Annotated in this window: 24 protein-coding genes; 7 read left to right on the top strand and 17 right to left on the bottom strand. The window is 55.0% G+C overall.

Annotated elements, in window-relative coordinates:
* Window positions 1-104 precede the first annotated feature (104 nt).
* On the top strand, window positions 105-1055 hold the full coding sequence (locus tag AR456_RS12225; protein WP_021817090.1) for an AraC family transcriptional regulator: 951 nt from the start codon (window positions 105-107) through the stop codon (window positions 1053-1055).
* A gap of 141 nt (window positions 1056-1196) precedes the next feature.
* On the opposite strand, the gene AR456_RS12220 is transcribed toward AR456_RS12225, so the two are convergent.
* The 6 genes from AR456_RS12220 to AR456_RS12195 form a co-directional block, all read right to left on the bottom strand.
* Complete coding sequence (locus tag AR456_RS12220; protein ID WP_021817091.1) at window positions 1197-1904, bottom strand: class I SAM-dependent methyltransferase; 708 nt, start codon at window positions 1902-1904, stop codon at window positions 1197-1199.
* Window positions 1894-2532, bottom strand: coding sequence for a hypothetical protein (locus AR456_RS12215; protein ID WP_021817092.1), 639 nt, complete (start codon window positions 2530-2532; stop codon window positions 1894-1896). Before AR456_RS12215 ends, AR456_RS12220 begins: the two co-directional genes overlap by 11 nt.
* A 67-nt stretch (window positions 2533-2599) precedes the next feature.
* The gene (locus tag AR456_RS12210) at window positions 2600-3289 is read right to left on the bottom strand and encodes a hypothetical protein (protein WP_021817093.1); all 690 of its coding nucleotides are present in this window, start codon (window positions 3287-3289) and stop codon (window positions 2600-2602) included.
* Between the two features lie 114 nt (window positions 3290-3403).
* A complete protein-coding gene (locus tag AR456_RS12205; protein ID WP_021817094.1) occupies window positions 3404-4186 on the bottom strand; it encodes a hypothetical protein in 783 nt (260 codons plus the stop codon).
* 66 nt (window positions 4187-4252) lie between these two features.
* Entirely contained in the window at window positions 4253-5041 is a 789-nt protein-coding gene (locus tag AR456_RS12200) for a hypothetical protein (protein ID WP_021817095.1), read from the bottom strand.
* Window positions 5014-5559 (bottom strand): nucleotidyltransferase family protein, encoded by a 546-nt coding sequence (locus AR456_RS12195; RefSeq protein WP_021817096.1) that lies wholly within the window; start codon window positions 5557-5559, stop codon window positions 5014-5016. Before AR456_RS12195 ends, AR456_RS12200 begins: the two co-directional genes overlap by 28 nt.
* Before the next feature lie 539 nt (window positions 5560-6098).
* On the opposite strand from AR456_RS12195, the gene AR456_RS12190 reads away from it, so the two are divergent.
* A complete protein-coding gene (locus AR456_RS12190) occupies window positions 6099-6521 on the top strand; it encodes an Sbal_3080 family lipoprotein (protein WP_021817097.1) in 423 nt (140 codons plus the stop codon).
* A gap of 196 nt (window positions 6522-6717) precedes the next feature.
* Here AR456_RS12190 and AR456_RS12185 read toward each other — a convergent pair whose 3' ends face one another.
* The gene (locus AR456_RS12185; protein WP_021817098.1) at window positions 6718-8355 is read right to left on the bottom strand and encodes an alkaline phosphatase D family protein; all 1638 of its coding nucleotides are present in this window, start codon (window positions 8353-8355) and stop codon (window positions 6718-6720) included.
* Between the two features lie 642 nt (window positions 8356-8997).
* Between AR456_RS12185 and AR456_RS12180 the strand changes: the two genes are divergently transcribed.
* On the top strand, window positions 8998-10743 hold the full coding sequence (locus AR456_RS12180) for a sodium:solute symporter family protein (protein WP_021817099.1): 1746 nt from the start codon (window positions 8998-9000) through the stop codon (window positions 10741-10743).
* Between the two features lie 461 nt (window positions 10744-11204).
* Here AR456_RS12180 and AR456_RS12170 read toward each other — a convergent pair whose 3' ends face one another.
* Together AR456_RS12170 and AR456_RS12165 are read right to left on the bottom strand one after the other, a co-directional pair.
* On the bottom strand, window positions 11205-12101 hold the full coding sequence (locus AR456_RS12170; RefSeq protein ID WP_021817100.1) for a DMT family transporter: 897 nt from the start codon (window positions 12099-12101) through the stop codon (window positions 11205-11207).
* 331 nt (window positions 12102-12432) lie between these two features.
* Window positions 12433-13038, bottom strand: a complete 606-nt coding sequence (locus tag AR456_RS12165; protein ID WP_031206866.1) for a CGNR zinc finger domain-containing protein — start codon at window positions 13036-13038, stop codon at window positions 12433-12435.
* Between the two features lie 129 nt (window positions 13039-13167).
* Here AR456_RS12165 and AR456_RS12160 point away from each other — a divergent pair, with 129 nt between their 5' ends.
* On the top strand, window positions 13168-14082 hold the full coding sequence (locus AR456_RS12160; RefSeq protein WP_021817102.1) for an alpha/beta fold hydrolase: 915 nt from the start codon (window positions 13168-13170) through the stop codon (window positions 14080-14082).
* Between the two features lie 130 nt (window positions 14083-14212).
* Here AR456_RS12160 and AR456_RS12155 read toward each other — a convergent pair whose 3' ends face one another.
* The 6 genes from AR456_RS12155 to AR456_RS12130 all read right to left on the bottom strand — a co-directional run bounded on the left by AR456_RS12155 (window position 14213) and on the right by AR456_RS12130 (window position 19031).
* On the bottom strand, window positions 14213-14593 hold the full coding sequence (locus AR456_RS12155) for a VOC family protein (RefSeq protein WP_021817103.1): 381 nt from the start codon (window positions 14591-14593) through the stop codon (window positions 14213-14215).
* A 255-nt stretch (window positions 14594-14848) separates the two neighbouring features.
* Complete coding sequence (locus AR456_RS12150) at window positions 14849-15328, bottom strand: LabA-like NYN domain-containing protein (RefSeq protein WP_021817104.1); 480 nt, start codon at window positions 15326-15328, stop codon at window positions 14849-14851.
* Entirely contained in the window at window positions 15328-16038 is a 711-nt protein-coding gene (locus tag AR456_RS12145) for a class I SAM-dependent methyltransferase (protein WP_021817105.1), read from the bottom strand. The genes AR456_RS12150 and AR456_RS12145 overlap by 1 nt, the downstream gene beginning before the upstream one ends.
* Before the next feature lie 109 nt (window positions 16039-16147).
* A complete protein-coding gene (locus AR456_RS12140; protein ID WP_021817106.1) occupies window positions 16148-16786 on the bottom strand; it encodes a glutathione S-transferase family protein in 639 nt (212 codons plus the stop codon).
* Between the two features lie 32 nt (window positions 16787-16818).
* Window positions 16819-17364, bottom strand: a complete 546-nt coding sequence (locus tag AR456_RS12135) for a DUF4256 domain-containing protein (protein ID WP_021817107.1) — start codon at window positions 17362-17364, stop codon at window positions 16819-16821.
* A gap of 101 nt (window positions 17365-17465) precedes the next feature.
* Window positions 17466-19031, bottom strand: a complete 1566-nt coding sequence (locus tag AR456_RS12130; RefSeq protein WP_021817108.1) for an alpha/beta fold hydrolase — start codon at window positions 19029-19031, stop codon at window positions 17466-17468.
* A 192-nt stretch (window positions 19032-19223) separates the two neighbouring features.
* On the opposite strand from AR456_RS12130, the gene AR456_RS12125 reads away from it, so the two are divergent.
* Window positions 19224-20009 carry an alpha/beta hydrolase family protein gene (locus tag AR456_RS12125; protein ID WP_021817109.1) on the top strand — a complete coding sequence of 262 codons (786 nt, stop codon included), beginning with the start codon at window positions 19224-19226 and terminating at the stop codon, window positions 20007-20009.
* A 38-nt stretch (window positions 20010-20047) separates the two neighbouring features.
* Here AR456_RS12125 and AR456_RS12120 read toward each other — a convergent pair whose 3' ends face one another.
* On the bottom strand, window positions 20048-20488 hold the full coding sequence (locus AR456_RS12120) for an acetyltransferase (protein WP_021817110.1): 441 nt from the start codon (window positions 20486-20488) through the stop codon (window positions 20048-20050).
* Window positions 20489-20859: 371 nt separating this feature from the next.
* Between AR456_RS12120 and AR456_RS12115 the strand changes: the two genes are divergently transcribed.
* Together AR456_RS12115 and AR456_RS12110 are read left to right on the top strand one after the other, a co-directional pair.
* Window positions 20860-22275: an aspartate aminotransferase family protein gene (locus tag AR456_RS12115; protein WP_021817111.1), complete on the top strand. Its 1416-nt coding sequence runs from the start codon at window positions 20860-20862 to the stop codon at window positions 22273-22275.
* Window positions 22272-23768, top strand: coding sequence for an aldehyde dehydrogenase (locus tag AR456_RS12110; protein WP_021817112.1), 1497 nt, complete (start codon window positions 22272-22274; stop codon window positions 23766-23768). Before AR456_RS12115 ends, AR456_RS12110 begins: the two co-directional genes overlap by 4 nt.
* A gap of 126 nt (window positions 23769-23894) precedes the next feature.
* Here AR456_RS12110 and AR456_RS12105 read toward each other — a convergent pair whose 3' ends face one another.
* The gene (locus tag AR456_RS12105; RefSeq protein WP_021817113.1) at window positions 23895-24446 is read right to left on the bottom strand and encodes a cupin domain-containing protein; all 552 of its coding nucleotides are present in this window, start codon (window positions 24444-24446) and stop codon (window positions 23895-23897) included.
* Between the last annotated feature and the right edge of the window lie 118 nt (window positions 24447-24564).

The raw sequence follows: 24564 nt of genomic DNA, 5'->3' as shown, positions 1-24564 counted from the left end.
AACGCGAGATCGTCTGGTTTGCTTGCCTATTCCTATGGCGCAGCAACGATTCAGAAGAGAACTCGCACAGATGATCGACGCACAGTTTCCTGATTGAGAGATCGATGAACGACCGGGACATGCAACTAGCGCATCAAGAGCAGCACATCGTCGACTTGCTCGCCAGGATGGCACCAAAAGAAGGCTACAACCTGACCGCGCTGCCGGACGTGCGTTTGCTGCGCTCCAATCGCCCATTGCGCCGGACGCCTGTTCTGTATGACCCGGGTATCGTCATCGTTTGCCAAGGACGCAAGCGCGGATATTGGGGCAATCAAACGTACGTCTATGACGCGCAGCACTATCTGGCGGTATCGCTTCCTGTGCCGTTTACCATGGAAACCGAGGCCAGTATCGAACAGCCCTTGCTGGCCATTTATCTTCATCTGGATATTCCGCTGGCCGCTGAGCTGCTGCTTGAGCTCGAGGAAGAAGGCATAAGCGGCCCGTCAACGCCATGCGGTCTGATGGCGTCACCGATAGAGCCGGCATTGGCTGACACGGTGTCGCGCTTTCTTGAGATCATGGAGTCGCCAGAGGACGGGAAGATTCTTGGTCGCCAAATGGTTCGCGAGATCTACTTCCGCGTACTTCGAGGTGAGCAAGGCGGGGCGATGCGAGCCGCACTGGGGACAACCACGCCTTTCGGCCGTATCAGCCGTGCGATACGTCGTATTCACGAAGCCTACGCAACGCCACTGGATGTCGAGTCACTGGCGCGTGAGGCACGTATGAGCGTCCCGACCTTCCATGTACATTTCAAAGCGGCGACACAGACGTCACCCATGCAATACGTGAAGGCTGTCCGGCTTCATCAGGCGCGGCTCCTGATGTTTCGTCAAGCCAGGACTGCCGCTGTAGCGGCAAGCGATGTCGGCTATGAGAGCCCCTCTCAGTTCAGCCGCGAGTTCAGACGTCTATTCGGCCGTACGCCGACAGCCGAAGTCGCTTGGATGCGCTCAACGTTCGAGCTACCCCCACCCGAATCCCAGTCGATCTATGTGGCATCTCACTAATTGACTGCCAAAACTAATCCATCGGTATTGTCTAAAGTTGTGCATTCGGCCAGAAGCGGCCATTCAGATGAAGCTGATATAACGCCCGCATTTGCGGTTGGTTTGGAGCGTAGCGGAAACCAATCCGACAACATGCGTTTGTTAGATCTTTTTGCATGTAAACATACAATATCGCGGAGCTTCCCATTTGGATCCATATTTTTCTTGTATATGTTCATCTGGGTAAGTTTCATCAAAGCCGTCGATAGCGAAACCGGAATCAACCAGCTTATTAAAGTATTCTGACAATGGCCTGTGGTGATACGGAACTCCACTTATTGTATTTTGTGAATCTTTTGTGATGGTAAATGACACGTTTTTTGTCATTGATACCATGTAATTATATTCATCTCCAAAAAAACGCTTGTAGTCATTATAAAAGCAGGGATGTGGAATTGAGAAAATAAAGTGTCCGTTCTTCTCAAGGTGCTGTCCGATCGACCTAAAAAATGCAGAAAGATCATCAACAACGTGTGCAACAAGGTGAGAAAAAGCGACCTCGTAAAACGTATCTTGCTCTAACTCGAATGATGTGCAGTTTACCAATTTTACATCGGTTGAAGACAAAACATCTTGGGCGACCAAATACATGCCTAAAGAAGGTTCTATTGCCGTGACCGAATAACCCAATTTAAATAGTTCAATGGAAATGTGACCAGTCCCAGCACCGACTTCCAGAACTCGACCAGGCCTAAGTTCATTAATGCGGCTTACTATAAGTGGCTTGAATATCTCATTGAATGTTAAGTCTGTCCCTGACTCAATTTGCTCTCGACGTATTTGTGCTGAATTGCACCATCTATGCGGCATTGGACAACTCCTTAGATTTTCTAATTATGTCCTTTGCCATTGCAATTATTTGAGGGCCAGAATTATTGTCGAAAATTGTTATCTCATGATCAGGGTGAACGCCTCGTGCTATGGCAAGCTTTTCAGCACCGCTTCGGTCGCCATTCACTAATGTAAATCTTGATTCAGGAGAAACTGGTTCTTTTGTAATAATGAAAGATGCGCCTTTCAGCTTTTCTCTGAGCACCTCTGGAACTGCACTTGGCGTAATAATTTCAATGCGAGTACCGCTTTCAATTTTGGATTGAAGAATAGATGTCAATTTATCATCACCAACAAGCCATGAAACTCTGTTACTCACTACCGTCGCACTTGTTCCCATTGAGATAAAATTCTCCATAAACTTAAGTGTGTCCTTTGGTTCTTTATCCGTTTGCGTGTCAGGCAGATACTTCATCCCCTTTTTTGCAAGCATAATAATTACTACAACCACCTCTATTATTACGGAACCAATTAACCACTCTAAATGAGGAAGCTCTTTGGGCTCTGAGGAAAACCATGCATAGCCAATTCCGGCGAGCGCCATAGCAGCAGTGAGACCAGTAATCCAAAGAAATAGATAAAGTGTGTGTTTTACAAGGCTTTGCATTTCTGTCCTTTAATGACGCTGACATTCGAAACTTCGTGAGCTCTAACGCCCCAAAGCAGCGGCGAGTTTACGAGTCCGACTGCCTTTTATTGTTAGTTTCACTCTCTGTGGCATGCCCCTTCTTCAAATCCAGCTTACCGCTGTTCTCTAGCTTGGCTAGGTCCCGTGCCCGGCGATAAACAGATGATAAGATTTTTAGGACAGCTAACTCGTTATTCTCTGTTCGGAAATAAATCTTAGACAATGTCTCAGCTTTTATTCCCATCACCCTAGCGATGTCATTCACGGAGTTATGTATGAATGCTCTTTCTTTTTCGAGCAATGAAAGCTCTTCGCTGCGAAGATTGATTTTCGAAAGCTTCCTTTCGCTTATCCCCTTCTGGATAGTACTGTAGGTTTTGTTGCCTGCAAGTAGTGCGGCCGAGACATAGCCAACAATCTGGGCAACATCCTTTGCAACGTCAACTAGCTGGGAAAGCTCAATGAAACCCGGAGAAGCATATTGAATTGACCGAATCTGAGGCTTGTAGTCGCGCGGCATTTTAACGAAAAGGTTTTGATAGAAATTAACAGCACTAAATCCGCCGCACCAAGGATACTTCCCATATATGTACTGAATTTCCCCGTCCAGGTAGTCATCAGCAACATCCAGAGAGTAAAGAAGTCCATATAGCTGGATATAAACTCTTGTCAGCACATTGAGATCAGTGAGCTGCCAGCGTCCATCAATGTAAAGTTTAATGTCGCGAACTTCCATTTTTACTCCCGATGTCCTCAGAAACTAACGACGCGCTCTGCGGCAAATTTGGAGCGCAGCGTCGTTGGCGTCCCGTTGACCGCATTGTTAGGCAAGGCCGGTTCGAAACTCTTGTTATCCGCGCCTTCCCAAAATGTCGTAGAAAACTCCCTCCATGTATTCAATGGGATCTCTCTCATCTATTCCTAATTGATTAAGCAGCTGAGAAGGTGAAAGTGGAGGGCAAGGCAAGTCTACTCGATTCGTTTCAGTCATCACGTGAATGAATTTTTTATCAATTGTTAAGAAAAAATCTGCACCATTAACCTCAGCTGTCCATAGGTGAAATGCGTCCGGATATTGTTTCTCAGACAATCCCTTGCAAAGCTCACTGAACCTTTTAACGTTCCGAAGATTGGCCACTTGAAAGCTTGGCAAACTCTTCGCCTGAGTGACTTTATCAATTAAAACATTCGGATCGATATTCAATAGCCATTTACAGAACTTTATCATACTCTGACTATCAACATGCTCATCCAGTGAGGATTGAAAAAAGTACGACCTCTCAACGGCAGCCTCTACATGCTCAAACTCTACCCCGTTAAAAACATTGCCAATGGCGGTCGCTGAGGATGATCCCGGACGCTTCCATCCCTCGAACATGGTTTCCACGTAAGACGACAAAGCGATAACATCCTGTCTTGCCAGTCTGCCAATTGTTGGCATGCATTCAACTTGCTCTCTCTTCCAAGGCTGGGACTCCTTAGGCAATGGCTTTCCCTCAAACCCAGAAATCTTCACTGTATGCTCTTTTCCACCCCAATTGATCTGATGGTTTTTTTGCGCGCCTTGCACAGTATCGCTGATACTGAGAATACAATTATCAAGAAAGACCCTTTTTGGAGTGCTATGTTCCATATTCCTTCCTAACACTTAGCTTAGCGGCGCCCATCGGCCGCGTACTACAGCGACTGGTTATATTTGCTACCGCCTTACACTATATTTAGCAGAAAATTGCTGTGCCCGCGATGCCAATAAGATTTTGTGTTTTGGCTCTGTTACTTCATTCAGTATGTCTCTGTATCTAGTTCTTAGTTCTCTCAGGTCGGAAACAATAACTCTCTGATCTTTCACTGATATTCTTTCCGACTCTGTAATATCATAAATAAAACGGTATTTTTCATCGACTGCTCTCTCCATGCGCTGCCTGTCTGTTTCGACCTCCGGAACCGCTGACCCTGTTCCAAAAATCTGATTGAAAAACAAACCTGCACCAAGGGTGAAAAGTCCATTCTCTTTGTCGCCAATCGATGACTTCAAATTCTTTCGGATGCTGGGGTCGAGGAGATCAATCGTTGGATTTTGAAGAAAGATGTCTCCAAGCCTTTGTAACCGCTGGAGCTGTATCGTGATATTGCTTTGAACGATAGCATAATGTTCTTCGAGCTCTTTCTCAGACAGCTTTGAAAACTCAATGATCTCTCTGTTGCGAGCAAGGCTTAATAGCTCATCGGCAGTTTCCACCAAGTCCCCAAGGATGAAGTAGCTTTCAAACAACTCCACTATTCTTTCGTCATGCTGGCCTTCCCTATACTTTTCGTAGAGGGCTGGAAGGGCTCCTATCAAGGAATTCAAGAATTTACCCAAACCTTCCAGCATTGCGATCTCCAAAAATATAACGCCCGCAATAAGCGGCGCGAGGAACGAGCGTCCGGCGACCGCAGGGAGCGTACTTAATTGCATGGTTAGGCATTTACCACCAGCCTTGGCCATATTTCGAGCCACCTTTTCTCTTGCATGCGCTGAGCGAATGCTTCTGGCTTCGGCCTCTTTGAATTCGGTGTAATCGTATATTCGAAAAGCACATCAATACCGAAAGGAGCAACGATTTCTATATTGTGGCTTGCATTTAAGGTGGCGCCAACCGCCGTTTCTACTTCTACCCAATAGCTCATAGCGTCTTCAGTTGACGCATACGGGCTATCGTCATTCCGTTTATGCATTCTCGCCTGGTTCTTTACCGACCATGGGAAGTCGGAGATAGCTTTGAGTTGCTGTTCTAAGTCCTTATCCGTTTCCTCGCTTGTGTTGCCCGGATCAAAGTAAATCAAGTCGATGTCATTCAGAGCTGTCGCGCAGCTATACCCATGAACTTTGTCCCAAGTAAGGTTGCGAACGAACCCGGCGGCGAGGCACCAATCACTCAACTCCAGCGCATTTGCAATGAAAAGTGCCTGCATTCGCATGGAGTCTTCCGATATCCACTTCTTGATCTTTGCACTGTTGTCCATTTCGATGCCTAACAGGTATTAGATAGCCCGCTCGTTTATTGACTTGAACGAGCGTGCGCGTTCAACATTTGTATGCCGACACACCAATCCATTGCTTTTTCGATGTTTTTTTTGCTGGCGTGGCTATATAATACCAATAAACGAGCATGCTGCCTTTGCCGGAAGGGCCGCTTTGGGTCGCAACCGGCCATTGATCGACTATTCGTTGCAACGACGCTACCGAGCCCAGCCGCATCGCTATCACCCCTCATGTATGCATTATGTCTCTTATAGCAGACAATTATGATTTTCCCCATTTTTCTGAACGTTTTTTCTTATCAATCCATGCCTGATGGACGCGGCGGGAATCACGCCTTAGGGGTACGGCAGGGCAGTGGTGGCTCGCTAAGAGGCTTGCGAGGTAAGCAGTGACTTAAGCCCGTCAGAAGGTGGACCACTTCGACTCAAGATGCCTTCCTGGCTGCCGATAAGGGAGCGTGGCGCACGGCGATAGGCCGGATGTGCTCCACGAAACCAGGTAGCTTGGCAAGGAGGTTGGATTGAAGAAATGTGCTGTGGTGGCGTTGCTGATGACCGTTTCCGGTTGTACTTCCATTCAGGTCACATCGCTGGATCGCTCGTATAGCGTGTCGAATGTCTGTATCGAGGATAACCCCAAGGTGATCGTGGATGGCTTCGTCGACGCTGTGACTGACGTGTTCCACGACCACTCGATTACAACAGAAATCTACTCCGGAGCGACACCGGCACATTGCGAATACAGGATGACCTATACCGCGCTGAGGTCATGGGATTTCACGCCGTATCTTTCCCACGCTGAGCTCAGGATGTTCAAGGGCGATGAACGGGTTGCCTATGCGGAATACCATCTGACAGGCAAGGGCGGCTTTGACTTCAGCAAGTGGGCTAGCGTGCGCAGCAAGATGACACCTGTTGTGGAAGAGCTGTTGTCCCAGTACTGATCACCATCCTCAAAGGGCTTGTGTCTGCTGGATGTTCCAGGCAGTAGGGCGAGGTGTAGGCGGCTTGATGGCCCAGGGAAGGGCAGGCAGCACCAGGGAGCAGAGCCGACTTTCCGGCCTGGGCTCCTGACCGCGTGCTTGGCAGTACGGTGCCGATCGCGGAGTTTTCTCAGTTTGTTGCCTGATGTTGTTCCAGCTACACCAACGCAATGTATTTCTGGTGCAGGTCATCTCCTTCGGGTCCACATCGGTACAGATGAGCTCCTATAGTGAGTTCGCCATCCCAGTAATCAGCGTTAATCAATGCGAAGTTGTTCTTGCCTGCTACGGTATAGATCTGTTCGAAGTTCCCATCATAGCCGTTGATCCTGGCCGAACGCTGCATGGCAATGGTGGCGAGGGATAGTGCTGGAGCGCGCGATATTGCGCTGGAAGTGACATTGCACAGATTGGCCTTTTTGTACCGGGTTGAGTGGGTGATGCGAAATGCGCTGGCGCAGTGAACATCGCCACTCAGGATGATGATGGGTAGTTGGTGCTTATCGGAAGTTCTCAGTAGTACGTCCAGCAGTTTATTGCGTTCTTCGTGGTTCGTTTTGTGTCCCCACTCATCCATGAAATCGTCTTTAACACTACCCACATCGAGGGTATTCGCCATCATCTCGTTCCAGTGCACGACTGGCACGGGTGAGATGATGAAGACTGCTTTCTTGCGCGTTATTTTGCGTGATGTCATCCAACGCTTGAAGCGATCGAACTGAGCTTTTCCGAGCAGCCTGTACTCATCCAGTTCGCAGTCATGGTGACCGCGCAGGTCGAGGGCGTAGAACGCGAATTCTCCATGCTCGAAGCCATAATCCCATTGCGCATTGTCCAGGTTTTCCAAGTCCAGCGTTGTCGGTGGATTGTGGGAGTGCTGGTATTCCCAGTACACCTTGGAGGCGGCGCGAAACATCAGCATGACGAGCTGATAGTCCTTCTCCGGGTCATCATCACGGAATATTCGAGCCAGCTTATCTTCGCGTTCCCGCTTTGTCAGCGACCCCCAACCATCCATGATTTCATGGTCATCCCAGATCATGTATTGCGGAAAGCGCCGGTAGACCGCTCTGACGTTTTCGAAATGCCAGTAGACCCGGTAATACGTTCGATACAGTTTTACGAAATAGTCGACCAGGCCTTTTTCATCGAGGAATCCAGAGTCGTCAGTGTATTCTTCGAGTAGCGCCTGCTTGTTGTCTTTCAGCCAGTCCCAGACATCCTGAATACGAGACGCCTTGTTGGTATCGCAGTAGATCTGGTCTCCACCGCCGATCACAAAGTGGGCGCGGCGATCATCAAGGACTTCGAGAAAGTTCTCCCAGGCACCTTCGTTAGTCGGTTTGACACTGTAGGGATCGTGGCAGGAATAGAACCCGAAGCGCAGACCGATTGGCGTCTTCGGCAACGTGCGAAACCAGTGTTGGTGATCGCCGCCCAACTCGACGCGCCTTCCGATATCTTGTGGTCCAATCAGGTAGTAGTAATAGCGGGTTTCGGCGGCCAGACCATCAACAGTGAAGCAATGTGTCAGGCCCTCCTCATCAAGGAACTGGTGATGATCGAGCGCGACGACGTAGTCGTGCTCATCCTTGATCGCTTCAGGTGTCTTACCCGATAGGCCGTAGTTATCCTCTTCCAGTTTCTGTTTACTGAGTAGTAGCCACCATTTCCCTTTCTTGTAGGTGCGCACCCAGAGTCGTACAGAGGATGCCGTGGTGTGTCCCACGATTGCCGCTGAATTCAGCTTGGGCTTCATCGATTCGTAATTATCGGGGGTCTGCAATACGGGCATCTTCCACCTCATTTGTTATTTTGCTACTCGGGCCTTGCCTATTTAAATGGTAGAAGATCTCCCTGAATTCACATGCGATCCATGTATCCATTTTCAACGGCTCCGGCCGTATGAATCACTGCGGTGCCCTGGAGCGGAACGTCAGCACCGTATCCGGGACCTCAGGGAAGGTCATCCATATTGAGGTGGAGTATGCGAATCTCAGCTGTCACAGCATCGGTATTTGAGCACTTCGCCTATTTGAACCAATAACCCTTTAGGCATACCACGCGATGTCGGCGACTTGATGGCCCAGGGAAGGACAAGCAGCACCTTGGAGCAAAGCAGACTTTCCGGCTTGGGCTCCTGGCCGCGGCTCACCTACCAATAGCTGCGTGCACCAGGCGAGCTGGAGCTACAACTGTTCAACTGGTTACTCCATTGCCTGGGAGTGTCACTGAACCAACTGTATGAGTGTCTGAGCCTGTGCGTTGGTCTCGGTGTGTCCTGCTCCCCAGGCATCTACTCCATAAGGTCAAGCAGAGAGCGGGTACCTGCATCGATGTCGCCGTCGTTTTGGTGAGTGACGTGCACAGGACATATTGTGCCCATAGGTAAGCTCTAGGATGACGGACTTTCCAACAACCATAGAACAAGAGCCTCATGAGCTATACGCTTGCTATCGTCTTCAGTCTCGTCTGTTATTTCTTGATCGGTAATTGGGCAGGGCGGCGCGTCAAACACCTTGACGATTATCTCGTCGCAGGACGTAACGCCCCCACTTTCCTGATTCTCGGTACGCTGGTAGCAAGTTATCTCAGCACCAGCGCCTTCCTTGGTGAGACAGGGTTCGCCTATGCAGGCTACCCGTTTGTGATGTTGATCTTCGCCGCCATCAGCACCTCGGGGTGCCTGTTGGGGGCGCTGGCCTTTGGGCGTTATCTGCGCCGCAGCGAAGCGCTTACCGTGCCGGAGTTCTTCGGTAAACGGTTCGCATCACGTAGGGTTCAGTGCATCGCGGGAATCACTACAGTGGTGGGGCTGGGGGCTTATTTGCTTGGCGTCATGCAAGGCGCGGGCATCATGTTCGAGGAACTGACTGGCTTGCCCTACTGGATGGGCCTGCTGTTGGTCTGGCTCACCTTCACCAGCTTCATTCTCTACTCGGGATCGGCTGGCGTAGTGCTCACCGATACCGTGATGTTCGTGATCTTCTCGTTGGCCGCTATCGGTGGGTCCATCTACATCATCAGCGACCTGGGCGGCTGGCAGGGCGTTATTGGTGGCTTGCTGAGTCAAACCGATAAACCCGGAATCGCGCTATGGCATGGTGTGCTGGAGGGGGACGGTGCCCAGTTCAGTACACCGGGGGAGGCTGCTACCTGGGGCGTCACACTGGGGCTGGTGTGGGCTGCCGTGCTGGCAGCTAGTCCCTGGCAGTCGAGCCGTTATCTGATGGCACGCAACGAGCATGTGGTGATGCGCTCAGCGATGCTGACGGCCGTGTCCTTGGCTGTCTTCTACGCGCTGATGATGCTTACCGGTGCGGCAATAAACCTCTACATGCCGGATCTTGAGTCCGAACGATCCATGATCTGGGCGTCGCTCAACGTGCTACCGACGTGGTTAGGCATGATTATTCTGACGGGGGTCTTCGCCGCGGGCCTGTCATCGTGCTCGACCTTCCTGTCGATCATTGGCTTCAGTATCGCCAATGATATCCTGCCAGCCTCACGCAGCGAGGCTGCCGCGATGCGTGCCAGTCGTATCTCTGTGCTGTTGGCGGGGCTGGTTGCCTTCCTGTTGGCGCTCTTTCAGCCACCGGCGGTGATGGCTGTGGTGTGGTTCGCGGCGACCTTGTTTGCTTCATCATGGGGACCGGTCGCGTTAATGAGTATCTGGAGTCGACGCATTACTGCTGCCGGCGCGGCCTGGGGTCTGATCGTCGGTTTCGCTGGTAACCTCCTGCTCTCGCTTGCAGTCCAGGTTGAGTGGATCTCGTTGCCTGTTTATCTGCATCCCGTGGTGATCAGTGCGATTGCTGCGCTGGTCGCTATTGTTATCGCTTCACGACTGACCGAGGTCAGTCAGGCGGAGCGAGATTATCTAGCGAGCTTGCATCGCCCGAGTGAGGCGTCACGAACGGCGTGGGAGCGGGGTACTCGCTGGATTGCCATCATTACCATGCTCTCAGGCGTGCTGGTTAGTGCATTTCTATGGTTCCAGTACGCAGATACCCTTTCCGGATATGCCAGCGAGTACGGGCTATCTCGATCAGCAACGCTCGGAGCATACGTGCTGGCAGTCGGTTGTGGTGGCATGCTGCTCATCGCTGGGGCGGTTGGCTATCGCGTCGCCAGGTGTCGCGGTAGTGCCAGGATGCGCCATGGTGCCTCTAGCGTTGTCTGACTCACGAAGATGAAGGCATTTGCTGAGTCATTTCCATTCCGGAAACCTCAGCGTTGCTCGCGAGGATGCACCTGAATTGTCGTATCGTGGTAACCATGATGCGTTTGGCGGTACCAGGCCTTGACTTGGCCTGGTACCGCCATCAGTGGCAGTGCCGTAGTGAGTAACAACAGCCTGTTGGTGAGACGGGCCTGGACAGAATTAGTGGGAATGTTGTGGTGTGGTGTGGTGAGAAGAGAAGAGAAGAGAAGCCCTGATGGCGATTGTCATGGGGCTTTTTTACTTTCAGTACAAGTGGTTGGCGACATTGCCCTCATATCGAGGGGCCTACGGTATCTCCATGATACTGCTGACCGTATTGGGGCTCTATTCATCGACGGTACCGTGCCTGGCGAGAGCAATATGCGCCTCCGGGGAGGCGCAACGGCAGACTGTCTGCTTCCAGACGGACGAGTTGGCCGCTATGGGCTGCGGTACTCGCCGGTAGGCTGGGCCATTCGGCGGGTTGAGCTGCGTAGGCCCAGCCAGGCATTGATGAAGAGCGTCAACAGGATCAAGGAGCCGCCGAGCAGGGTCGCCTGCGGTGGCTGCTCATCCAACCACCACCACACCCACAGGGTGCCAAACACCGCTTCAATCAAATAGAACAGCGCAACTTCCGCCGATGGCAGATAGCGGGTCGCGTTGTTGATCAGTGCGGTGGCCAGCGGCATCTGTAATAGGCCCATCAGTGCCAATACGCCGTAGCTTTGTGTCGACAGGGCCAGTGGCGTTGCCATCGGCCAGGCAATCAGCGCTGATAAGCCGCCCCCTATGGCAATCAGGGGAATTCTATCCAGGTTGGGGTGGCGGCGCAGGAGGGTGAGGTTACCGCCGACGGCGGCCGCTGCGATCACTGCATAGATATCGCCGAGCAGGCCTTCACCGGACAGCGAACCAGAGAAGACGATCAGCATGCCGACCATGGCCGCTATGATCGCCAGCCAGGTGCGCATGGCTACCGTCTCATGCAGAAAGCAACGCGTGAAGATGGCAGCAAACAGGGGGGCGGCACTCAGGATGACCACCACATTCGCGACCTTGGTGTTCATGACCGCGAGCACAAATAGACTGGAGGTGATAGCCAGCGTTATGGCAGAGAACAGTGAAACGCCGGGATTCCCACGCAGCGTTGCCAGCCGGCGCCCACTGAGGCACAGCAAACCGAGCGATAGTGCCATCAGGGCACCCCGCCAGAAGATGATGTTCCATCCATCCGTCGCTGCCAGCCGAACCAGCAGGCTGTCGAAGCTCAGGACCGTGACGCCTGCGGCTGCCATCGCCAGGCCGCGTCCATGGCCTTGTAGAGAGAAGAACATTCAAGGTGCTCCTGCTGGGGTGCGTGATGGTCCGGTGTTCAGCCTTGGGTGATCATGAGGAGGTTAACCGCTTCCCAGCCAGGATAGGGTCCCCGGTGAAAGAGAACTATCCTCTCCACGTCAGCCCGAAAGGCTTCTGCGACACGCGCATGCCTCTTTATACCTGGCTATTGATACCAGGCTATCAATACTTATCTATCAGCACCTATCCATACCGCTCCACACCTGTTTAGGCCACCATCATCGATTGAGCCCTGATGTGCAATTCCTGCTGGTGGCCAGAAACCGATTTTGCGCCAAGCGGTTGGCCGACCATTGCCGGCACTGCGCTTCAAGGCGTTGCGCTGCCGGTTCTTTTCCTGAACTGAGCCGCCTTGTAGCGGTTGCCACACAAGGCCATGCTGCACCAGCGGCGTTTGTGCGCCTTGGTGCGGTCGTAGAACCACAGGATGCAATCCGGGTGATCGCACTGTTTGACGAGGGTGAAGTTGCCTTCAACCAGCAACTGCGCCACTGCCTCGGCGAGGGGGCCGAGTAGGGAGGCCATCGGTTCACCGCACGCTGTGCGGGTCATTATCAGGTTGTCTTCGCCATCGCGTTCCAGATGCGGGACGCTGGGGTAGGCATTCAGGTACTCGTTCAGGCCGCTGACATCACCCAGTTGGCCCTCCTTGCGCTGAACGATAAGCTGCCGCGCCAGTGCCCGTAGCGCCTTCGCTTGGGTCAGTAACTCAGCAAGGTCTACCGCCTTGTCCTCCAATGCCGAAACGCCTCTGCTTCGCTCCAGCCACTGGAGCACATCGTTACCGCTGTTCCAGTATTCAATGACCTCACCGTTGTCGCGCGCCTCCGTATTCAGCAAGTCCATGGCGAGATGGTCGCCGACCATCGGTGCCTCGGATGCGCTGGCGTCGTGCGGTGTTCCTGTATTCGTCATCTCGTAACCTCTAAAAAATACTTTGACAGGTTATGATGGGGTGGTCCATGCTCAGTCCAAGTAACCTGTATGGATAAATTATAGAGGTTATTGGAGGCTGCGCACCAACTTTAACGTCGAGGTAAAGTCATGAACACCAGCGAAATGCCATTGGCCGCCACAACCAACACCGCGGAAAGCCCCGTTCAGATCCACTACAGAAGCATGGAAATCCAGGGCGTCAGCGTCTTCTATCGCGAAGCTGGCTCACCGGATGCGCCTGTCGTGCTGCTGTTGCACGGGTTTGCAGCCTCGTCATACATGTTCCGTGATCTGATCCCGCAACTGGCTCGGAAATACCATGTGATCGCCCCCGATCTGCCTGGCTTCGGGCAGACCTCTGTCATGCCGGGTGTTGAGTTCAGCTACACCTTTGACAACCTGGCGTCGGTGATCGATGCCTTCACGGTGGCAAAGGAGCTGGATCGCTTCGCCATGTACGTGTTTGATTTCGGCGCGCCGGTCGGCTGGCGTCTGGCGGTGAAGAACCCGCACAAGATCACCGCGATCCTGAGCCAGAACGGTAACGCCTACGAAGAGGGCTTGAGTGCCGGTTGGGCGGATATGCGCAAGGCGTGGGCCGAGCCGACTGCCGCCAACCGCGAGGCGCTACGCCGGTTCACCACCTATGAAATGATCAAGTGGCAGTACATCGAAGGCGTCAGCGACACTTCGCTGATTCCGCCGGAGACCTACCAGTTGGCGCATGCCGCCATCGAACGCATTGGCGTCGAGGCACAGATGGATCTGCTGCTGGACTATGGCGAGAACATCAAGCAATACGCGCAGCTACACGAGTTCTTCCGTCGCTACCAACCTCCAACCCTGGCGATCTGGGGCGAGAACGACCCGTTCTTCACGCCGCCTGGTGCCGAAGCGTTCAAGCGTGACAACCCGAACGCCGAGGTGCGCTTCCTCGATAGTGGTCACTTCGCCATCGAAACCCATGGTAAGGAAATCGCTGACGGCATGTTGGAGCTGCTCGACCGTAGCATCACAGCTTGAGCTACACACTGTTCATGAAAGCGGGCCGGCCAGGGGGTTGGTCACGCCCGCGGGTTGCAGTGGCATGTCGCCCTGTGCCTGGGCTGAATTGCCACTCCACCGACTTGCTGCAGCACTGGGGCACCTCGCTTTATACAGGGTTGTTGGATACGTGACTGGAAAAGACCGTGATGACATGTCCGGCGGGCTCGCGGACGGTAAAGGCTTCATGGTCGATTTCCGGGCGCGGTTCGATGGGTGAGGGCGCAAGTCCCTGTGATGTCAGTCGCTGATGCATCTCGTGCAGATCATCCACCATGAGGTCGAAGGCTGCGTCACCTGCTGTGACAGTGTCATCCTGCATCAGGATCAGGTGGGTGCCTCCACGCAGCTCGTAGATGGATACTGTGGGGCCATCGAAGATAGGTCGCATGCCAATGGTGCGCATGAACTCGGCGGATGCCTCCATCCGGTCGGTCTGCAGGACAATGTGTGCCACGCTCACTGTTGGGCGCGGGTCGTTTGTGCTCATTTCTGCGCTCCCATGCCCACCGTATCTGTACCCCTGAAACGGGGTTGTGGGCGCGTTGGAAAGGTCGGCGCCATAGCCGGTAGCACTGCTAGGTGATAGTTCCTGAAACATGCCTGATAGACCATGTATGCCCCCGTTTTGCCTGAACGGCACTGGTGTGACAGAACCTCGTTCCTCAAGGGTAGATGCAACCTCCGCTGGTGGAAAAACGGCTACACCTATGGAAAGGACCCGCCGGGATCGAACTGGCGCACGTCAGTTCAGCAGCAACTCATCGTCGATGGGAGTGAAGGTGTTCGCGGCCTTGATCAATGAGTTGGCGGTCAACCTCGCAACACCATACACCTCGACATCCTTGCCTTTATCCAGGCGCAGTTTGTCGACCAGAATTGCAAAGTCTCCATCGCCGGTGACCAGTATCACGCGATCCGCGCTCTCGGCGTACTCGAGAGCATCGATGGTGATACCGACGTCCCAGTCGCCCTTGGCGGAGCCGTCGGCTCGTTGGATAAAGGGCTTCAATTTCACCTCGAAGCCGATCGCGCGCAGGATGTTCTGAAACTCGTATTGCTTGCGGTCGCCGCGATCGATGGCATAGGCGATGGCCTTGACGACGTTGCAGCCCGAGGTGGCCCTCGACCAGAAACGGTTGTAATCGAAGTTGCGGCGAAAGGTCTGGCGGGTGGTGTAGTACACGTTCTGTACATCGACCAGAATCACGACGTTGCTTGTCATCAGGCGGCTCTCTCGGAATGGCGCCGGGCAAACCAGGCGTGAATCAACCCGGACTGGAAGAACTGAACCGGTGTCTCAAAGCCCCCGGATTGCATGATGGCTGCTGTTTCGGTGGGCGGAAGAATCGCCACGTCTCTGGCGTAGGCTTCCATTATTTTGCTCAAGTCTTCGGCGGACAGGTTGGCCCCAGACATCACCCGTTGCCACACTTCCAGCAGCAATGGATATTCCGCGGAGCTGGTGTCTGATGCTAGATCGGCGTTGGCGAGTATGCCGCTCGGTTTGAGCCTGGTGGCAATTTCATTGAAGAATCCCGAGCGAGCGCTCTTGTCCAGAATGAACTGGGATACCAGAAAGCTGGTTGCCGCATCGAAGGGGGCGACTTCGGGAAGAGAATGGAGATATCCCTCGTGAAAGGAACAGCGTGCTGCTATGGATGCCGCTTCGGCGGACTGTCGGCAAACATCAAGCATTGGGCCGGAAGGCTCCACGGCGGTAAAGTGCCAGCCGGGGAATGTGTTGGCGAGGTGGATCAGCTCTCTGCCGGTACCGGCGCCGACACACAGTATGCGCGCGTCTGTCGGAAGCTCGGCGAAAACCGATTCAAGCAGGAAATACAGCCCATTGTTGATCGGAGCCATTTTCGTCCATTGAGTGTCGTAGTGCTCAGCCTGCTGATCGAATAGCGCCTTGAGTTGATCCTGATCCATGAGCGTCCTTCTGGTATCAAATGATGGTGAGGATGGTGGGAGAGAGGGATCCGCTATTCAGCGAGCATCATATCGCCTGAACATGTCGGAAGGTCCGCTCTGGGCCTCATTAGTCTGCAGCAGCGAAATGCGCCATCTGATCGGCGTGGGCCTTGACGAAAGATGGGCGGGCCGTGGCGCGAGCAATATAAGCCCGACTGGCGGGATGGTCCTTCAGCCCATCGAAGCGATCGACAAGGCGCAGTATATCCGCCATGAGTATGTCGGCAATCGAGAAGCTTCCCGCCAGCCACTCGCGCTTGGCGAGGATCGGCTCGAGATGCTCGAGTCGTGAAGCGAGAAATCTGTCGAGGAGTCTCCGGCCGGGCGTGTCTTCGCTATCACCAGTAAACAGGTACAGCGCCCAGGGAAGGCTCGCCATCTCGACGGAGTTGAGAGCCGCGAACAGCCATTCGATAGTCTCTCTACGGCCGCGTGGATCGCTGGGCATCAGTACGTCGCTGCGCTCACCCAGATGCAGCAGGATCGCGCCACTCTCGAAGATCGAGATATCGCCATCGGTCAGCCAGGGAACCTGGCCAAAGGGTTGATGCGCGAAATGCTCGGCCCCGCGTTCGGCAAAGGGCACGCCTTCCACACGGTAAGGCAACTCGGCTTCTTCCAGTGCCCAGCGCACGCGTAGATCGCGCACAAAGCCGCGTGGCATCTCGGGAACCCAATCGAAGGTGGTGAGAATCAGGTTGCTCATCCAGCGTCTCCTTTGGATAGCAGGACTCCGATCTAGACACGTAGCAAGCCGCGGAAGCCTCGTGCCGCATAATACGAATCGGCACCATTGTGGTAGGTGAAGACCGTGCCATAGCGGTAGTCGCAGAACAGCGCGCCGCCACGCTGACGAATGTTGTCAGGGGTTTGTATCCAGCTCGATGTCTTGGCATCGAAGGGGCCGAACTGCTGCAGCTCACGGTACTGGTCTTCGGTCAGCAGTTCGATGCCGATCTCCCTGGCCACATCAGCAGCACTGCTCTCCGGCTTGTGCTTCTTGCGGGCTTCCAGCGCTGCGCGGTCGAAACATAGGCTGCGGCGGCCGGTGGGGCTTTCCTTTGAGCAGTCGACGAACAGGTACTCGCCCGACTTCTGATCGAGCCCCACCACATCCGGCTCACCGTCGGTGCGTTCCATCTCGTACAGCGCTTTCAGTTTGGCGGTCTTGCCTTCCAGTCGAGATTGTACGTCTTCCCAGGACATATCCGGATGGCGATTCATGTTGCTTTCGAACCGTTCCTGCAGCGTCTGGAGCAGTTCCTTTTGCTGTTGTGGCTTCATGGGGGCGTACTCATCTGTTCATTAGTGGTGATAGGAATGGTGGTATGAAGGGGTGTGAGAAGTGAATAAGGCTGAGAGGTGAAAGCATAGGCGAACCACCGCTATTGCGGTGGTTCGATCACCCAGGGCTCCAGTGCCACTTCCTGCCGACAGCTATCATCGACAGTTGCCATGGGGTCGTCGAGGAACGCCTGGATCATCGTCGAGCGGCATTCATTGACTGGGTTGTGGCCCAGGCCTTGATACTCCACCGCTTGCACGTTGGGCATGGTCCGGCGTAGCTGATCGCTCCAGCGGGTGCCGCAGCAGGGATCCATCTGACCGTGAATGGCCAGTGCCGGTGTGTCGGATTCCGGCGGCACATTGTGCTCGCTGGGCACGTCACCATCCTTGCCCCACCAGCCACAGACCCAGGGTGGCTCGAAGCCGAGAATCGCTGGCTCGCGTTGCACAGCGGCAATCGAGTCGGCTCGCGAGGGACGGTTGCTGCCCATATCACCGCACACATGGGCGAGGAAGTAGCCGAGTGCGTAATTGGGAGCTTCGGTCTCGGCGGAGTAGTCGTCGATCAGGAAGAAGTCCCGGAGGCGGGTGTAGTCGCCGGCCTTGATATCGGCGACAAGGCTGGGCAATTCCGCATAGTCCGCAGGCAGCATCAGGTAGAGGGTGTCGAGAAAGGCGGCACCATCGAAATAGAGTGTCTCGCTGTGGCCGGCATCATCCTCGACATCGACGATGTAGGGCCTGGCATCCAGGCTGCGACGCGCCTGGTCGATGGCCAGCAGCCAGTTCGGCAGCATGTCACGGCAGGCCTTATCTTCGGCGGCGCACAGTGCCAGGGTATCGGTGAAGGTCTGCTTGGCGGTGTAGAACTCGTCGACAGGTGGGCGGTTGCGCAGGTGGCTGAACCACGGCCAGCCGAGGATCGCGCTGCGTACGCTATCGGGATAATACTGAATGAAGGACACGACTGTGCCGCTGCCGGTCGAGGAACCGAAGGCGTCGATCTCATCGTAATCCAGTAGCTTGCGTATCTCTTCAACGTCACGTGACACGCTGTACTGGTTGTACTGCGCAACGTCGATACCTTCATCGCTGAGCTTCTGGTAGCAGTCTTCCACCGCGCTGGTGATCGTCTCCAGTCGCTCCATGGGCTTCAGCGACGAGGTGATTGCAGGAGTATGGATGATGTTGTGATAGGGAGAAACATCGGCGTAATCAGGGCACTCCAGCGCCGGCTTGGCATTGACGTAGCCACGATGATCCATCGTCACCAGCGTGCGGTTGCCGATGTCCTTGCGCAGTTGCTCGATATAGTCCTGATTGCCCAGTGATGAGTAGCCTGGTCCACCGGGGAAGAAGAACACCGGTACGTCTTGCGTCTCGTCTGACTGGGATTCGCCGTGCTGCGGTTCGATCACCGCAACCGGAATCTCGATGAGGTTATCGCCAGGTTCGTCCCAGTTCTCGTAACCATGGAAGGTGTAACACTCGGCGTTCAACGCTGTCAGTGCGTCGGTCACACATTGCGTGGATTCCAGTCGAGGAATCTCTTCCGATGACGAAGACTGCGCGTTGGCGGTCGAGCAGGCGAGCAGGAAGGCAGAAGCGGCACCAACGAGATACTTGCCTTGCTGCGAGCGGTGCCACCAGCGAGGAGTATGCATGACAGCCTCCATTGGCTTTGTTGTCGTAGCTGGAGTGTCAACTCAAACTAGTTAGCCGCTATGGAGGCGTCAAATGGATGGCGGAAGAGCCGCTGTTGCGGTCAACTGGTCGAAAAGCCTGGAATCCTGAACTTGGATTAGGTTCAGGGTTCCAGGTTCTAGAAATCGAACTCAGGAATCAGAGAGGTTGCAATGGAATTGCAGATCGTCAGGCGCTTGATGCCCTTGTCTCAGGATCAGTGGAGCACAACCTATGGTCCCGCTGGTGATGGGCCTTTTCCCGCAGTTATGGTGTTGCACGGATCTGAAGGTCCCTGGTCAGGCTGGAGCCATCGCAACGCGGTGATCCTTGCCGCGCATGGCTTCCTGGCTTTTCCCTTCAGCTACTCCGAGGGCGGTAATGCCTGGAACGCGGGGCATATTCGTGACTGCCCGCTGGACCGAGGTGTCGAAGCACTGGCGGCGCTGCGTGCTTTTAACTTCAGTCAGTCGCGTGTTGGTGTCTATGGCGTGTCGCGTGGTGCGGAGTATGCCTTGCTGATGGCCACATTGATGGCGCGGGAAGGAATGAGCGGCTTGCCGGATGCGTTGGCTGCACATAGCCCGCCCGATAGTATCTGTGCGGCCTTTGACTCACGTATGTATCGTGATGTAGGCGAGGCTGACTGGCGGGCGTGGGATGCTGCGGAGCGTGCCTGGACGTGGCGGGGGACTCACGAAGGATTGTTGCCTACAACGCCGATCGAGATTGAACAATATGCTGGCCCATTGATGTTGTCTCATGGTACCGCCGACACGGTATGGACCGTGGATATGACACGTCGTCTCGAACAACGCTTGGTGGATCATGGACGCAACCCTTCGGTCCATTACTATCAAGGTGAGGATCATATACCGAGAAGCGTTGCCGAGAACGACCACCATCAGCACCTGCTGGCGTTCTTTTCTGAGCATCTGACTGACAGTGCGCTGGTGTAGAGGTAACCGCCGTCGGTGGCAGGGCCTGCTATGCGTTGCTAACCCGTGCCCAGGCACATATGCAGTATGGGATAGGGCTTGCCCTGGCCATCCAGCGGTGAGCGTCCGGTCACCTGGAAGCCGATGTGTCTGTAGAACGCCAGTGCCTGTTCATTCTGCTCGTTGACATCCACTTTGGTGATGCCCTGATGTTGGATGGCATGGCTGATCAGCAGTGAGCCCACGCCTGTACCGCGTGCCTGTGGCGCCACGAACAGCATTTCCAGATTGCCATCGTGTACGCCAGAGAAGCCGACGATGGCTCCATCCTCGTTCCTGGCGCACTTGAGTTCGACGGCATCCAGATACTGCTCGAGGATGAGCGGCTTGAGGGCAATAAGGTCCTGCTCGTCGAGAAAGTCATGCGTGGCGCGTACGGATGCCTCCCATACCTCCACCAATCTCTGGTGCTCATGCTTGCCTGGCTGTTCAATATTCATCACATCGCTCTCGGGTGGCCGCTCTGTGTTACCTGCCTATAAGTAGCCTGGATTGTCCCATGGCGATCATGCTTTCGGGAAATGGCCGCTCAGGAAGCCGTGGATCGCTCCACGTTGCGGGCAACTCGGTGTTGGAATCTCTCCGCTGTTTCGTTATTCATAGGCGACCAATCTGGTGGCGTATGGTTAGTATGGAACTGAAATATTTTCAGGAAATATAGAAGTCCTACGATGGTCTAATGCTTATAATCAGTAAGTTACCTATGGATGGCGCGTGGTGATACGAAAAAGGTTGGCATTCCGCATGCGGATCGATATGTTGATTAAAACATAACAATTCTATCGGCATTCTTTCATGAAAGGAGTGGGCCATGACCCCGCCAGATACCGCGAGGCTCCAGCAGCTCGACCGCGATCATCATCTGCATCCGTTCACCGACTTCAAGGCGCTTGGTGAGGAAGGTAGCCGTATCATCACTTCGGCTGAAGGCATCTATATCCAGGATGCCGATGGCAATCAGATCCTCGATGCCATGGCTGGCCTGTGGTGTGTGAATCTCGGCTATGGTCGCGAGGAGTTGGTGACGGCGGCAGCCGAGCAGATGCAACAGCTGCCGTACTACAACAATTTCTTCAAGACCACGCACCCGCCTGCGGTAGAGCTTGCCGAGACGCTATGTCGCCTGGCGCCTGCGCATATGAATCGAGTGTTCTTCACCGGGTCTGGCTCTGAGGCCAATGACACGGTGCTGCGTATGGTGCGCCGTTACTGGGCGCTCAAGGGTAAACCGGAGAAGCAGTGGATCATCGGTCGCGAGAATGCCTACCACGGCTCCACGGTGGCGGGCATGAGTCTGGGTGGCATGGCGCCGATGCATGAGCAGGGTGGCCCCTGTGTGCCGGGTATCAGCCATATTCGCCAGCCTTACTGGTTCGGAGAAGGACGTGAGCTGAGTGCCGAGGAATTCGGCAAGGTCTGTGCCGCAGCACTGGAAACGCGTATCGAAGAGCTGGGAGCCGACAAGGTGGCAGCCTTCATCGCCGAGCCGGTGCAGGGCGCCGGTGGCGCGATCATTCCCCCGGACAGCTACTGGCCGGCGATCAAGGAGGTGTTGGCAAAGTACGACATTCTGCTGGTTGCCGATGAAGTCATCTGCGGCTTCGGTCGTCTCGGCGAATGGTTCGGTAGTGTGCACTATGGCATCGAACCCGACTTGATGCCGATCGCCAAGGGACTGTCGTCCGGGTATCTGCCGATCGGTGGCGTACTGGTCGGCGACCGCGTGGCCAGCACTCTGATCGACGAAGGCGGTGAGTTCTACCATGGCTTTACCTACTCCGGTCATCCGACCTGTGCGGCGGTAGCGCTGAAGAATCTACAGCTGATGGAACAGGAAGGGGTGGTCGAGCACGTGCGTGATGTTGCCGGCCCGCACCTCGCCAGGCGCTGGAAGGAGCTGGAACAGCATCCGTTGATCGGCGAGGCGCGTTCTCTCGGCCTGATCGGGGCGCTGGAAATCGTCGCCGACAAGGCCAGTGGCAAGCGCTTCGACAAGACACTGGCGGTGGGCAACCTATGCCGTGATATCTGCTTTGAAACTGGCCTGGTGATGCGCTCGGTTGGTGACACCATGGTGATCTCGCCGCCGTTGGTGATAACCACTGAACAGGTTGATGAGCTGGTGCGTCTCGCGCATGCGGCACTGGACGAGACCATGCGCCGACTCGAGCAGCAGGGCGTTACCGTCAAGACCACAACACCTTCCCACATGGAGACTCCTGCATGACACGTCCTCAGGATCTGGCAGGTTGGCGCGACCTGGCTGAGCAGCTCAAGACTGAACTGGAATGCCGTGCCTTCATCAATGACGAGTTCGTCGATGCCGAAAGTGGCGAAACGTTCGAAACCATCAACCCGGCCACCGGCGAAGTGCTGGCGCGCGTCGCCAGCTGTGATGCGGCGGACGCTGACAAGGCCGTTGCCCATGCTCGAGAGGCGTTTCGTGGTGGCGAGTGGTCGCGTATGGCGCCCGGCAAGCGCAAGCAGGTGATGCTCAGGCTTGCTGATCTGATGGAGCAGCACCGTGATGAACTGGCGTTGCTGGACACCCTCGATATGGGTAAGCCAATCATGAGCTCGCTGGGAGATATGGCGGGAGCTATCGGCACCATCCGTTACCAGGCGGAGTGCATCGACAAGATGTACGGCGAAGTGGCGCCAACGGGAGAGGATGCGCTGGCGATGGTGCTGCGCGAACCGCTCGGTGTGGTGGCGTCCATCGTGCCGTGGAATTTCCCGTTGATGATGACAGCGTGGAAGATCGGACCGGCGTTGGCGGCAGGCAATAGTGTGATTCTCAAACCGTCCGAGAAATCACCGCTATCGGCGCTGCGGCTGGCGCAGCTGGCGCTTGAAGCAGGGCTTCCCAAAGGGGTGTTCCAGGTGCTGCCGGGCTTCGGTCATACCGTGGGCAAGGCGCTGGCGCTGTCGATGGACGTCAATTGCCTGGCGTTTACCGGCTCCACCGGTGTCGGCAAGATGCTGATGCAGTATGCCGGGCAATCCAACCTCAAGCGCGTCTATCTGGAGTGCGGCGGCAAGAGCCCCAATCTGGTATTTGCGGATTGTCGCGATCTGGACCGAGTCGCTCGCCACGCGGCAGAGGCGATCTTCCACAATCAGGGTGAGGTCTGCATCGCGGGGTCACGCCTGTTGGTCGAGAATAGTGTGCGTGAAGCCTTTGTGGACAAGGTGCTCAAGGCCGCCGAGTCAATGCAGCCGGGAGACCCGCTCGACCCGCAGAGCTTCATGGGCGCGATCGTCGACCAGACGCAATATGAGCGCATACTCGACTTCATTCGTCAGGGTGTTGAGGAAGGCGCGCGACTGCGTACCGGTGGCGAGGCGCTGGAAGGGCCGGGGCTGTTCATTCGCCCGACGGTGTTCGATGGCGTTACCGACCAGATGACCATTGGCCGTGAGGAAATCTTCGGCCCGGTGCTGTCGGTATTTGGCTTCGATAGCGAGGACGAGGCGGTGGCAATGGCCAACGATAGTGATTATGGCCTCGCCGCGGGTCTCTGGAGTCAGGATATCGATCGCATCATGCGTGTGACGCGTCGCCTCGAGTCCGGCCAGGTATTCGTCAACAACTGGGCAGGTGGTGATCAGACCGTGCCCTTCGGTGGCGTCAAGCAATCCGGTAACGGTCGTGACAAGTCTCACCACTCGCTGGAAGAGTATTCCGAGCTCAAGAGTGTCTGGATGGCGTTGGGGTAGCGCGCCGGAAATGCTCCCAGTCGCCGACCTGTTGCCAGGTTTTCGGCTGGGAGCACCTGGAGTAGGCCTTCCTTGGGTGGTTGGCCCAGTTGAGTATGGCTGGCCGGTCGAGTATGGCTGGCCGAGTTAAAAGGTTCGCGCTGGGGTGGCGCAGCTGACCAGTCGGCAGGGCGTCTTGCCGGGGTTGCGGAAGCGGTGGGGGACATTGGTATCGAAGTAGTAGGCTTCACCAGCGCCCAGCACGCGAGTCTCAGCACCTATGGTGATCTCTATCTCACCTTCAAGAATCACGCCTGCCTCTTCTCCCTGATGAGCAATCATCTCGCGTCCGGTGTCACTGCCGGGCCGGTAGGTCTCGACCATGAACGATAGTGCTCGGGATTCGCGATTGGCTCCGACCAGCTTGTAGATGACATCTCCACTGCCAACATCAGTCAGCTCGTCTGCACCGAAGAACACCTGATTGCGACTTTCCAGGTCCATGGTGAAGAAGTCGCCGACGCTCATCGGAATGGCATCGAGAATCTTCTTCAGTGAACTGACTGAGGGACTTACCTTGCCCTGTTCGATCAGTGACAGGCTGGAATGCGTCACGCCGCAACGTTTGGCCAGCTCACGCTGTGAGATGCCGCGCAAGGTTCTCAGGGCCCTGAGGCGGGCGCCGACGTCATCTGACATCTATCGTTCCTTAAACCCGGTAGTCCTTGATTTTGAAGCTCGGTGCTTCCGAAGCTCCTTGAATACGGAATTGTTGTGTCCATAAAGCAGTACGACAGGGTCGGCATAGCGCCGACCC

Origin of the sequence: Halomonas huangheensis (genome assembly GCF_001431725.1) — a bacterium.
GTDB lineage: Bacteria > Pseudomonadota > Gammaproteobacteria > Pseudomonadales > Halomonadaceae > Halomonas > Halomonas huangheensis.
Note: the sequence above shows the minus strand (reverse complement) of the source record. Positions and strands in the feature narration are given on the sequence as shown.